The following is a 12,413-nucleotide window of genomic DNA, read 5'->3' as shown; positions in this document are numbered from 1 at the left end:
GGCATTCTGCGGTGCGTTCATTGTCGGGCCCCGGAAAGGTTGGTGGATGTGGAGGGTGCGCTGTGCGCAGCGCCATCGATGGTGCGGTGAATACGTTGCACGGCGTACCATGCCGGCACACGAATCATCCTGCGTGAGCAGGCGGTCGAATCCCAAAGGATCGCAGGGTGGGTGGGGCCGCCGAGGTAGAGCGAAGCGAAACCCGCCGGGCGCTCCTCATGCGTGTGTGGTGGGTTTCGCTGCGCTCTACCCACCCTACCGATCGCTACGGGCGACCGGAAAATAACGTCCTTCGCATGGTGAGGTGCATTCATCGTGATGCCCCGGAAAACAATGACGGAAAGGCCGGGTACGCGCGCCACAAGCGGCGCTGCGGCCCCGTTGCGCAACTACCGGCCGCCGTCCGGACCGAACAAGGTTCCCACCTCGTCCGCATTCGCAAAGCCGCCATGTACCGGCACCACGCCGGCGCGCACCAGCGCGCCGCTGGGCCCGTCGAACAACGCATAGCTGACGATCACGCCGCCCATCACCTTGAACGGCATCTTGCCGAACGTGGTCCACAGGTTTTTTTCCGTGTACTGCGAGCCGCCCGCCTTGTGCATCTTGACGATCAACACATAGCTGTTCGCTTCCTGCGATGACTTCCAGATTTCATATTCCTTGATGAACGCCAGCGTCTTGTCATCCGGTACGAGGAACCGTCCGAAAAAGGTATCGCAGGCCTGGATCGCGGTCTTCAGCTTGTCGAGCACCGCGCGCTCGGCGGCGAGCCGCGCGCTCCTTGCCTGTTTCGCTTCGCGTTCGGCCGGGGTGTCGCCGGATTTCGCCACATCCTGTTCCAGCGCTGCGACATGCCGTTCGGTCTCCGCCGCGATCGCCGCCGCCTTTCCCCGCAGCCCCTGCAGCAGCTGCAGCTCGGCCGGCAAGCCGGACACGACGTGCAGGATGGCCGACGGGTTGAACATGGATTTGAGGTAGATCTGCGTGGTCGTGCCAAAGCGCTTGCGCAGTTCGCCGCCTGCCGCTTCCGCCAGCAGCAGGTGATCCGCCGCCAGTTCCGACCCGCCGATCTCGAAATCCGTGCGGAAGAAGCCGAGCAGCCTGGTCACCGCTTCCAGCCCGAGGCCGACCGCCGCGAGCGATTCCGTGCTCATGCGTTCCGCTCCCGCAGCATGCTTGCGCAAGTCTTCGGCGCTGCGGATCGCGCTTTGCATGCCGGTCGCGAGCGCCGCTTTCTGCGCCATGAAGGCGGCGGTCGCCTGGAAGGTCGGCATTTCCCCGGCCGGGAACACCAGCAGCCGGGCCGGCGGCGTGGCAAACGGAATCGATTGCAGCGCATCGGCGAGTTTCACGGCGGCGGTCATCGTCGCGCGCGTGGCCAGCAGCGCGGTCTCGAAGGCGCCAGCCTTGTCGCCGAGCTTGACGCCGCCGGAAATGCCAGACGTCGGGATGTCGCCGAACTTCGCCTTGAGCTGGGCATGTTCCGCGTCGATTTCCGCCTTGCGCGCCTCCGCCAGTTCCTTTGCCGATTTGGCGTCGGCAAGGGCGTCCTTGTTCGCTTGTTGTGCCGCTGCCTGTTTCCTGCGCGCTTCGTCGCGCGCCAGCTCCGCATCGATCAATGCCTTTTCCGCTTCGACCAGCGTCTTTCGTTTCTGCAATTCATCCAGCGTGATCTGTGCATTTGCCATGGAACTTGCTCCGTACAAGAACAGTAGCGGGACCGCGCACCGGAACAGCCGGCGGCGCGGGACGAGAAGAACGGGCGGAATACTGGGGCGGAAGGCGGCGACGGCGCCGACCGGGCGGGGCATCACGAGGGGGAATTGGGAAGTGTGCACGTTGTCGTTGTCCGGTCGAAGGTCTTCTTGATGTTGTTACTGCATCTCGGGACGCGTCTTGCATGGCGCACTCCCATCTGCGTGGGATACAAGCGTCTGCGTGACGCGCGACCAGTTGTGTGCCGCCGAAAGCGCCGGCGCGGCCGCCGTGGCGGTTGCTCGCACGGCTGTCGAGCCCGGTAAGCCCACGGTCTGAAGCTACACGAAGTCATTAACACCTGTCAGTAACGATGAATCGTGCGCCAACCAGTAATGGCCGAGCGCTGCGATACCGAATGGCGATTTTCATCGTAATGAGATTGGCGGTTGCGGGAGGCGGCAATGCCGGCCGGGATGATCATGTTCCGGCGCGCACGCGGTCCCCGGCACAGCCAACTTTTTCAAACTCTCTTTTCAAGCATTTGCCGTTCTCAATGCAAATGAGTCAACTTACACTGCCCCCATCGATCAACGACACCGAAGGCAGGGGGGATGGATAACAAGTATGTGCTGATCGTCGACGAGGCGATGTCACCGGGCGCGATCGCGAATACCGCCGCGGTGCTGTCGGCAAGCGTGGGCAGGCTGCGTCCCGACATGATCGGGCGCGACCTGCCGGACAGCGGCGGCTGGCTGCACCGCGGGATCACGACGATCGCGATTCCCGTGCTCAGAGGCAACGCTTCGCTGTTGAAGCGCATGCGGCGCCAGCTGAAGGAGTTCGAGCCCGACCTGCTCGTGGTGGACCTGATCAGTGCGACACGGATCACCAGGTCCTACCAGGAGTACGCGACCGTGCTCCGCGAAACGCCGGAGGAAGCGCTCGAATACTTCGGGCTGGCGCTCTATGGCGACAGGAAGACGATCAACAGTTTGACAGGCAGTCTCGGCTTGCTGCGGTGAGCCGTTAGCGCAATGACCCTGAACGGCCGGCTTGGCCTCAACCACATGGAGATGTTCGATATGGAAAGCGTGAATATGAATCCGCCACTGACCCCGGCGCGCCAGGCACTCGCGGGCCGTCGTTACCTGATTCCCGAGATGGAATACGGCTACGAGCATCCGGAGGTGGTGTCCTGGACCGGGCATTTCATGACCGAGGCGCACAAGCGCAACGTATTCACCAACATCAGGGCCACGCTGGCTTCGCGCCGTTCGCTGATCGCCGCCGAAACCATGGCGCGCGCCTGGTACGACTTCACCCGCTTCGTGCCGGTGTTCCTGACCAAGGCGGTTGCGCAGACCGACGACCCGGAGCGTCAGCATCACCTGATCCAGATCGCCTACGACGAGCTCGGCGGCCGCGACAAGACGCGCATTCACTCCAAGCTGTTCCTCGATGCGATCAGCGAGATCGGCGTGCGCGTGGTGCCCGGCTCGACAGGCTCCTCGATCCGCGAAATCCTGCGCGTGCTCGACCGCACGCTGGCCGGCACCCAAAGCCAGTACGGCATCGTCGGCCTGCTGCTGAGCTTCGAGATCATCGCCGAGGAAAACATCGAGACGCTGTTCCAGACGCTGTGCCACGACGACGAATGCGAAAAGACGCTGTCGGCCAGCCTGTTCTTCAAGATTCACCGCGCGGACGAATCCGAGCACATCCGCCATTCGGTCGCCAACTTCCTGCGCTTTTGCCAGACCGACGCGCAGCGCTCGGAATTCATGGTCTCGTTCGACGAGGGCATTGATTTCTGGCAGCGCTTCTGGGACCAGTGCGCGCGCATGATCAACCTCGAGGCTGACCTGCGCGCCTGCGCGTAGGCGGGGGCGGTTGATTCCGCCGGCAGTCCGAAGCCGCACCGCCGGGCGGTGCGGCGGGCGGTTTCGCGCCGCCGTTTCACGGCGGTTTGACTGCCCTTTGCACTGCCCTTTGCACTGCCTTGTGCGCTGTTCCTTGCGCTTGTTTTTTCGCTTTTTTTCACGTTTCCTTTCGCACTTCTGTTACGCAACCGGAGAGTGTCAGCATGAAGACCGTCGTATTCATTGAAACCAATTTCAGCGGCCTGGATGCGATCCGCTATTGCACCGAGCAGGGCTACCGCGCGGTGCTGGTGACGGACAGCCTGGAGCGCTTCCGCAAGTGGTTTCCGGCGTCCTGCATGTCCAAGCTCGACCTGGCGGACACCATCATCCAGGTCGGGAATTCCAACGACTTCGACGAAGTCAGGCAGGTCCTGGAGGACGAGCTTGGCACGGTCGACGCGCTGCTCACCTTCGCCGAGATCCGCACCCATGTCACCGCGCGGCTGTGCGCCGCGCTCGGCCTGCCCGGCGCGAATCCGGACGCGATCGCGATCGCGCAGGACAAGCACCGGTTCCGCCAGGTGCTGCTGGAAAAGGGGGCCGACGATGTGCATTGCAGGAAGATCGACCGCATCGACCGGCTGCAGGAACTGAAGGCGGAGCTCGCCTTTCCCTGCTTCCTCAAACCGCTGCAGGGGCATTCCAGCATCGGCGCGACGGTGTGCGCGGATGCGTCGCAGGTCGAGCGCGTGGTGGCGTCGCTGCGCGGCATTACCGAAGACTGGATCTCCGCGGCATTCGTGGCGGAGGATTACCTGCAGGGCGACCTGGTCAGCGTCGAACTTCTGACCACAGGCCCGGGGCAGCACCAGGTGGTGGGCGTGGCCGACCGGGATGTGATCAAGGACAGCATCGAGATCGGCTCGTCCTTCCCTGTGATTGACGCGCGCCGCGACGCGGCGATCCGCAAGGCCTGCATGGCGCTGGACGCGATCGGCTATGACTTCGGGCCGAGCCATGTCGAAATCATCGTCACCGCGAGTGGCCCGCACCTGGTCGAGGTCAACACGCGGGTGGGCGGCAGCGGGCATTCCGTGATGCTCGACCTGGCGACCTCGCGCTCCATCGTCGGCGACTGCGTCGAACTGTGCCTCGGCAACCTGGTCGCGTGCGGCGAGCTGTACCGGCCGACGCAGGGCGCGGCATGGAAGTGCTTCGTTAGCGAGGCAACAGGCATCATCCGGCAGATGCCGCCCGTCGAGGCAATCCGCGACCATGCCGGCGTGAAAGAGGTATGGCTGCACCATGAGGCGGGCGACCAGATCAACAGCCTCAGTTCCAACTACAGCTGGATCGTGCAGGTGATGTGCACCGGCAAGGACCGGCAGGAGGCCAAACGCAATGCGGCGCGCGCGATCGATTTCGTCGCCGCGCATACCGTGATTGCATAAGGAGGCGCCATGTTCGAACTCAACCGGGGCCGGCTCAACCTGCTGCTCGCAACCGCCGCCTTCACCATCTCGTCGGCCGGCTCGGTGCTGCTGCACATCGTGCTGGCGATGGCGATCTATGCCAGGACCGGGTCCGGGTTGATGACATCGCTGTTCGTGTCGCTGCAATGGGTGCCCGCGCTGCTGGTGGTGCTGGTGCGCAGCGACTGGGACCACGGCATGGACCCGCGCGTGCGCTGGTACCTGCTGGACCTGCTCGCGGCGGCGCTGACGCTGCCCATCCTGTTCTTCGTCGAGGCGTCCGGCTACCTGCCGGTCGTGCTCCTGCTGCTGGTGCGGGGCATCGTCGACCATGTCAACCGCATCAACAAGACGGTGGCGGCGCGTGCGCTGTTTCCGAAAGAAAAGGCGACGCACTACGCATCCTTCCTGCAGACCGGCTACCACCTCGGGATCGGCATCGCGGCCATTGCCGGCATCTTCCTCGCCGGGCGCATCGATCTGCACGCCGTGGTGCTGCTGGATGCGCTCACCTTCGTCGTGGCGGCGGCGCTGGTCTACTTCACGCGCTGCGTCGAGCCGATCGAGCCTGCGCCGCCGGCGCGGCGCCCGCCGCTTGCGCACCGCATCGCCGACTACCGGGATGCGCTGGCCGGCGACCGGCGGCTGTTTGTGTGCGCGATCCTGATGCCGCTGACGGCGACCTTCTTCCAGGGTTCCTACAGCGTGCTGCAACCGATCTTCCCTGTGCAGAAGCTCGGTCTCGGCGCGGCGGCGGTGTCGGCATCGTATGTGCTGGCCAGTCTTGCGATCATCGCCGGCTCCGCGTCTTTCTCGTATTTCTGCAAGAAGCGGCAGCCGTTCGACCAGCCTTTCCTGCAGACGCGCGTCCTGGTCGGCGCGCTGTCGCTGCTCGCGGCCGGCCTCTACGTCGGCGCGGTATGGACCGACAGCGCGCTCGCAAGCGCGGCAGCCTACACGCTGATGATCGTCGTCTTCGAGTTCATCTGGATGACCGGCTACGGCGGCACCGTCGCGTACGCGCCGAAGGGCCAGCTCGGCTCGGTGTTCGGCATCTCGTTCGCCATCGGCTGCTTCCTTGCGAGCGTGCTGGCCGCGGCGGTAGGCATGCTGCTCGATTACCTGGGCAATGATTTCCTGCGGCTGGTCGGGCTGCTGATGCTGCTGTTCCTGACCATCGTCGGCTATGCGGTGGCCGCCGGCGACAAACCGGCCGTGCCGGCCTGTTCGGACAGCGGGCCTCCTGCATGAGGACGGCATGAGGGGCGGAATGCGGGGGCGGCATGCATGAGGAGCCCGGCCGGTGCGCGGGCTGCAATCCACCGTCCGGCGCCGGCGCCGGACCCACATCACATGAACTGACGCGAGGGCAAACATATGGGCAACTGGATCCGCAATGAATTGTGCGAACTGAGCGCGGAAAACCTGGATCTCCTGCTGGATTTCAAGATTCCCGGGATCATCATCGAAGGCTTCCTGCCGCGCGAAACCTGCGACATTGTCGCCGACCGCCTGCGCGCAATGACCTTCGAGACCTACGACCACCTGAAGGATATTCCGGTGCACCACACCGGCCTGTGCCACAACCAGTGGGCGCATGAGGACAAGTCGGTCTACTTCGGCAAGAAGGCGCAGGCGCAGGAAGTGGTGGCGGGCATCTACCGCGGCCTCGGCATCGATCCGGTGCAGATGGTGATCGACGCGATCGCGCGCAGGACCGGCCGCCGCGTCGGCGTCTTCGAGGAGCCGGAATACGGCGCGTACTTCGCCGGCGCGTTCCGCTCGTTCCGCGGCCACGGCCGCCTGCACGCCGACCATGCGCCCAGCCACATCCGCCAGCCTTGGGCGGTGACGGAGATCACGCGCCAGATGACCTGGAACATCTACTACTGCATGCACAACAGCGGCGGCGAGGTGGTCATCTACGACACCATCCACACCGCCGAGAACGACAAGATGAAGGTGCCTGACGATTACTACTTTCCCTACGAAGTGCTGGATCGGCAAGATCACCTGAAGGTCCGGCCGAAGGTGGGCGACCTGATCCTGTTCAATACCCAGAACTTCCACGAAATCCTCGGCAATACCGATGGCCACCGGATTTCCCAGACTTCATTCATCGGTCTGAAGAAGGACGGCAGCCTCGGCTTGTGGTCCTGACCGCCGCCTGCCTGCTCTTTTCACCGGAAGAACCGTGATGACCTATCCCCGATTCGCCTTCCTGCTGTGCGCGGCGCTGGCGCTGTGCGCCGCACCCGCCCGGGCCGGCAGCGACACGCTGGTGTATTGCTCCGAGGGCAACCCGGAATCGCTGAACCCGCAGCGCACCCTGTCCGGCACCGCGCGCAACGCGACCGCGACGACCATCTATGACCGGCTGGTGGATTTCCAGCCCGGCACGACGACGCTGGTGCCGGCGCTGGCGGAAAGCTGGACCGTTTCCGCCGACCAGAAAACCTACGAGTTCACGCTGCGCCGCGGCGTGAAGTTCCACAGCACCGACTACTTCCGGCCCGGCCGCGATTTCAACGCCGACGACGTGCTGTTCTCGATCAACCGGCAGTGGCGGCGGGATCATCCGTACCACATGATCGGCGGCGGCGACTACCAGTATTTCCAGGGCATGGGCATGGACAAGCTGATCGCCGCGGTGGAAAAGCTCGGCGACTACAGGGTGCGCATCGTGCTGAACCGGCCGGAGGCGCCGTTCCTGGCCGGCCTCGCGATGCCTTTCATGTCGATCCTGTCCGCCGAATACGGTGCCCAGCTGCTGCGGGCGGGAACGCCGGACGCCATCGATATCCGGCCGGTCGGCACCGGGCCGTATGCGTTCAAGCGCTTTCTGCGCGACAGCACCATCCGCTATGTCGCGCACGACGCGCACTGGCGGGGCGCGCCGGCGGTGCGCCATCTCGTGTTCGCGGTGACGCCCGACGCCAGCGTGCGCCTGCAGAAGATGCGCAAGGGCGAATGCCATATCGCCGTCTCGCCGTCGCCGGCGGACCTGCCGCTGATCAGGCGCGACCCGCGCCTGGTCCTGGTCGGGCAGGACGGCATGAACATCGGCTACCTCGCGCTGAACACCGAGAAGCCGCCGTTCGACAATGTGCTGGTGCGGCGCGCGGTCGCGCACGCGCTGAACCGGCAGGCCTACATCGACGCGATCTACCTCGGCACCGGGCGCACCGCGATCAATCCGTATCCGGAAACGCTGTGGTCCTATACCGACAAGGTGAGCACCTATGCGTACGACCCGGCCAGGGCGAAGGCGCTGCTGGCGCAGGCGGGCTACAAGGACGGCTTCCACGCGCGCCTGTGGACGCTGCCGGTGAACCGGCCGTACAACCCGAACGGGCGCAAGATGGGCGAGATGATGCAGGCCGACCTGGCGAAGGTCGGCATCCGGGTAGAGCTGGTCAGCTATGACTGGGGCACCTATCTCGACAAGATCAAGCGCGGCGAGCATGACATGGCGCAGCTTGGCTGGTCCGGCGACAACGGCGACCCCGACAATTTCCTCTACACCCTGCTCAGCTGCGATTCGGTCACGCGCGGCTCGAACAATTCCCGCTACTGCCAGCAGGAGTTCAACACGCTGATCAGCAAGGGCCGCGCCACCACCGACATGCAGGCGCGCAGCGTGCTGTACGGCCGGGCGCTGGCAGTCCTGAGCCGGGACGTGCCAATCGTGCCGATCGCGCATTCGCAGGTGTTCCGGGTGCTGAGCGCCCGCGTGACGGGTTACACGATGAATCCGTTCGACATGGATTATTTTTCCACCATCCGGCTGAAGGACCATTGAGGAAACGCCATGCCGATCCGACCCGCACGCATGCTCTGGGCGCTGCTGAGCATTACGCTGATCGCGTTTTTCGTGGCCAGGATGGCGCCTGGCGGCCAGCCGCTGGAACCCGTCGCCGCTGGCGCCGCGCCGGCATACCCGGCCGCGCCCGGCGACGCATGGATCCCGCCGCTCGCCGCGCAATACCTCGGCTTTCTCGCGCGCGCGGTCCGCGGTGATCTCGGCACCTCGGCGCTTTCCGGCCGGCCGGTCAGCGAGGAACTGCTGGCGCGCTGGCCGGCAACGCTGGAACTGGGGGGCGGGGCAATGCTGATCGCGATCCTGGCGGGGATACCGGCCGGCGTGCTCGCCGCCATCCACCGCGGCAGGCCGGCCGATTACCTGGTGAGCGCGGTATCGCTGGCCGGTTACTCGATGCCGGTGTTCTGGCTCGGCCTGCTGCTGATCCTCGCGTTTTCCGTCACGCTCGGCGTCGCGCCCGTGTCCGGCCGCCTGGATATCGCCTACGACGTGCCGGCCCACACCGGATTCATGACGGTCGACACCCTGTTGCCCGAGGCAACCGCCACATACGGCATCGACGCATTCCGCGATGCGCTGCATCACCTGCTGCTGCCGGCGCTTGCGATGGCCGCCGTGCCGCTCGCGGCGTTCGCCCGCATCACGCGCGCATCGATGATCGCAGTGCTGTCCGAGGACTACATCCGCGCCGCCCGCGCGCGCGGCTTGCCGGAAGCGCGCATCGTCTGGCTGCACGCATTGCGCAATGCCTTGCTGCCGGTCATTACCGTCGGCGGCCTGTTCTTCGTCAGCACCGCGGTGGCCGGCGCGATTCTGACCGAAACCATCTTCGGCTGGCCCGGAATCGGCAGTTACATCGTCAGCAGCGTGCAGGCGCGCGATTACCCGGTGATCCAGGGCGGCGTTCTGATGATCGGCCTGCTGGTGGTATGCGTCAACGGCGTGGTGGAACTGCTCTACCGCGCCGCCAACCCGCGGATGAGGCGTTGAGATGGCGGCTTCCCTGTACCGGCGGAATCTGCCAACGTTCGGTGTGACGGGCTGGCTCGGTCTTGCCTGCGTGCTGGCGCTGGCGCTGCCCGGCTGCCTCGGGCCGCTGCTGCTGCCGCTTGATCCCTACGGCCTCGGTGCCGAGCGGCTGGCGGCGCCGCGGCTGGCGGGCGCCGGCGGGCCGCTGCTCGGCACCGACGACCTCGGACGCGACCTCTTAGCGCGGCTGGTGTACGGCGCGCGCAGCTCGCTCGGCATCGGCATTGCGGTGGTCGCGGTTGCGGCGCTTGCCGGCACCGCGCTCGGCCTGTTCGCCGGCGTCTACGGCGGACGACTCGATGCCCTGATCATGCGCCTGATGGATGCGGTGATGACCCTTCCCAGCATCCTGCTGGCGATCGTGATCGTCGCGGCGCTCGGGCCGGGCCTGCCGAACGCGATGCTCGCCGTGACCGTGGTTGCGGTGCCGCGCTTCACGCGCCTCGTGCGCGCGGTCGCCGCGCTGGAGATGCGGAAGCAGTATGTGCAGGCCGCGCGCGCCGCCGGCGCGTCGCGCTTCCGGATCCTGTGGTCGGAAGTGCTGCCCAACTGCACCGGGCCGGTGATCGCGCAGGCGGCGCTTGGCTTCAGCGACGCGATCCTGGAAATCGCCGCGCTCGGCTTCCTCGGGCTCGGTGCGACGCCGCCGCTGGCGGAATGGGGGGCGATGCTGGCCGATGCACGTCCGTTCATCGAATCGGCGCCATACATGATGGTGCTGCCCGGCGTATGCATCCTGCTCGCCGTGCTCGGCTTCAACCTGCTGGGCGACGCGCTGCAGGACATGCTCGATCCGGGAACGAAGGTGCTGCGATGATCCTGCGCGTCGACAACCTGTCGGTCCGGCTTCCCGTCCGCGGCCAACTGCAGCAGGTGGTGCGCCGCGCCAGCTTCTCGCTGGCGGCGGGCGAGGTGCTGGGCGTGGTCGGCGAATCCGGCTGCGGCAAGAGCATCACCAATCTCGCGATCATGGGCTTGCTGCCGGGCGGCGCGCAGGTGAGCGCGGACCGGTTCGAGCTGTGCGGCCGCGACTTGCTGGCGCTGAAGAAACACGAATGGCCGGCGCTGCGCGGCAGCGCGGCCACCATGATCTTCCAGAATCCGGTGGCGTCGCTCAATCCTTCCTTGACGGTCGGCGCGCAGCTGATCGAATCGGTGCGCCGCGACGACCCGGGCGGCGGGCGCGCGCAATGCGTTGAACGGGCAATCGACTTGCTGGACCGGGTCGGCATTGACGCGCCGCGGCGCAGGATGGGCAGCTATCCGCATGAATTGTCCGGCGGCATGGCGCAGCGTGTGATGATCGCCCTGGCGCTTGCCTGCCGGCCGGCGCTGCTGATTGCGGACGAGCCGACCACCGCGCTCGACGTGGGCCTGCAGGCGCAGATACTGGACCTGCTGGCCGCCGCAAGCCGCGACAGCGGCATGGCGGTCATCCTGGTATCGCACGACATCGGCGTCGCGCGGCGCTATGCGGACCGGATCCAGGTGATGTATGCCGGCGAGATCGTCGAATCCGGCCCGGCAGGCCGGGTTACGCACGACCCGGCGCATCCGTACACGCGCGCCTTGCTGCATTCCCTGCCCGGCCGCGCCGGCGTCCGTCCGAAGATGCCGCTTGCCGCGATTCCCGGCACGGTGCCGTCGGTCGGGCTGGAAACCGGCGGCTGCCGCTTCGCGCCGCGCTGCGCGCATGCGCAGTCGGTTTGCCACGGGCGGCCGGCGCCGCTGCGCGCCGCGGGCGCCGCTTCCACCGTGCGTTGCCATTTTTGAAGGGAACCGCATGATTTCCAGTATCGCGACGATCAGTCATCTTTCGAAGTCGTTCCCGTTCCGCCGCTCGCTGTTCTCGCGCGATGCCTTCGTTGCGGTCGACGACGTGTCGCTGGTCCTGCGCCGCGGCCGGACGCTGGCGCTGGTGGGCGAATCGGGAAGCGGCAAGAGCACCATCGCGCGCCTGCTGATGAAGCTCGACACGCCCAGCGCCGGATCGATCGTGCTGCAGCACGAGGGACGCGCGGCCGACATCGCCGATATTCCCGCGCGCGAGTATTACCGGCGGGTGCAGATGGTTTTCCAGGATCCCTATTCCTCGATCAACCCGCGCAAGCGCGTGTGGCAGACGGTGAGCAGCGCGCCGGCGCATCTCGGCCGCTTCGACCGGGCAGCGTTGCGCGACATCGCCGCGCGCGGGCTCGAGGAGGTGGGGCTGGGCACGCAGTACCTGGATGCGTATCCGGACGCGCTGAGCGGTGGTCAGCGCCAGCGCGTGTGCATCGCCCGCGCGCTGGCGCTGCGGCCGGAGATCCTGGTGCTGGACGAGCCGTTGTCCTCGCTGGATGTGTCGGTCCAGGCGCAGATCGTCAACCTGCTTCTGGCGCTCCAGCAGCGCCTCGGCCTGACCTACCTGTTCATCTCGCACGACCTGGCGGTGGTGCGCCATCTCGCCGACGAAGTGGCGGTGCTGCGCGCCGGCCGGCTGGTGGAGTGTGGCGGCGTCGAGAACGTGATCGACGTGCCGCGCGC

General features: G+C 66.2%; 11 protein-coding genes. 10 read left to right on the top strand and 1 reads right to left on the bottom strand.

Annotation, left to right across the window (positions count from 1 at the left end; all coding sequences use genetic code 11):
• Window positions 1-389: 389 nt before the first annotated feature.
• Window positions 390-1,691 (bottom strand): hypothetical protein, encoded by a 1,302-nt coding sequence (locus VFF99_RS10630; RefSeq protein ID WP_325017659.1) that lies wholly within the window; start codon window positions 1,689-1,691, stop codon window positions 390-392.
• 621 nt (window positions 1,692-2,312) lie between these two features.
• Between VFF99_RS10630 and VFF99_RS10625 the strand changes: the two genes are divergently transcribed.
• The 10 genes from VFF99_RS10625 to VFF99_RS10580 form a co-directional block, all read left to right on the top strand.
• Complete coding sequence (locus VFF99_RS10625) at window positions 2,313-2,723, top strand: DUF2000 domain-containing protein (protein ID WP_325017657.1); 411 nt, start codon at window positions 2,313-2,315, stop codon at window positions 2,721-2,723.
• Between the two features lie 75 nt (window positions 2,724-2,798).
• Window positions 2,799-3,581: an iron-containing redox enzyme family protein gene (locus VFF99_RS10620; protein ID WP_325017655.1), complete on the top strand. Its 783-nt coding sequence runs from the start codon at window positions 2,799-2,801 to the stop codon at window positions 3,579-3,581.
• A gap of 203 nt (window positions 3,582-3,784) precedes the next feature.
• The gene (locus VFF99_RS10615) at window positions 3,785-5,014 is read left to right on the top strand and encodes an ATP-grasp domain-containing protein (protein ID WP_325017653.1); all 1,230 of its coding nucleotides are present in this window, start codon (window positions 3,785-3,787) and stop codon (window positions 5,012-5,014) included.
• Between the two features lie 9 nt (window positions 5,015-5,023).
• Entirely contained in the window at window positions 5,024-6,286 is a 1,263-nt protein-coding gene (locus tag VFF99_RS10610; protein ID WP_325017652.1) for an MFS transporter, read from the top strand.
• 126 nt (window positions 6,287-6,412) lie between these two features.
• Entirely contained in the window at window positions 6,413-7,195 is a 783-nt protein-coding gene (locus VFF99_RS10605; RefSeq protein WP_325017650.1) for a hypothetical protein, read from the top strand.
• 37 nt (window positions 7,196-7,232) lie between these two features.
• Entirely contained in the window at window positions 7,233-8,837 is a 1,605-nt protein-coding gene (locus VFF99_RS10600) for an ABC transporter substrate-binding protein (protein WP_325017648.1), read from the top strand.
• 9 nt (window positions 8,838-8,846) lie between these two features.
• Window positions 8,847-9,848 (top strand): ABC transporter permease, encoded by a 1,002-nt coding sequence (locus tag VFF99_RS10595; protein ID WP_325017646.1) that lies wholly within the window; start codon window positions 8,847-8,849, stop codon window positions 9,846-9,848.
• A gap of 1 nt (window position 9,849) precedes the next feature.
• Complete coding sequence (locus VFF99_RS10590) at window positions 9,850-10,704, top strand: ABC transporter permease (RefSeq protein ID WP_325017644.1); 855 nt, start codon at window positions 9,850-9,852, stop codon at window positions 10,702-10,704.
• Window positions 10,701-11,660: an ABC transporter ATP-binding protein gene (locus tag VFF99_RS10585; protein WP_325017642.1), complete on the top strand. Its 960-nt coding sequence runs from the start codon at window positions 10,701-10,703 to the stop codon at window positions 11,658-11,660. Before VFF99_RS10590 ends, VFF99_RS10585 begins: the two co-directional genes overlap by 4 nt.
• A 10-nt stretch (window positions 11,661-11,670) precedes the next feature.
• Window positions 11,671-12,413 (top strand): ATP-binding cassette domain-containing protein (locus tag VFF99_RS10580; protein WP_325017640.1); only part of this gene is annotated, 743 nt, incomplete at its 3' end.

The sequence above is a fragment of the Noviherbaspirillum sp. genome (assembly GCF_035654295.1).
In the GTDB taxonomy this organism is placed as follows: Bacteria; Pseudomonadota; Gammaproteobacteria; order Burkholderiales; family Burkholderiaceae_D; genus Noviherbaspirillum.
The sequence above is the reverse complement of the archived record's forward strand: the minus strand, read 5'-3'. Positions and strand labels throughout refer to the sequence as shown.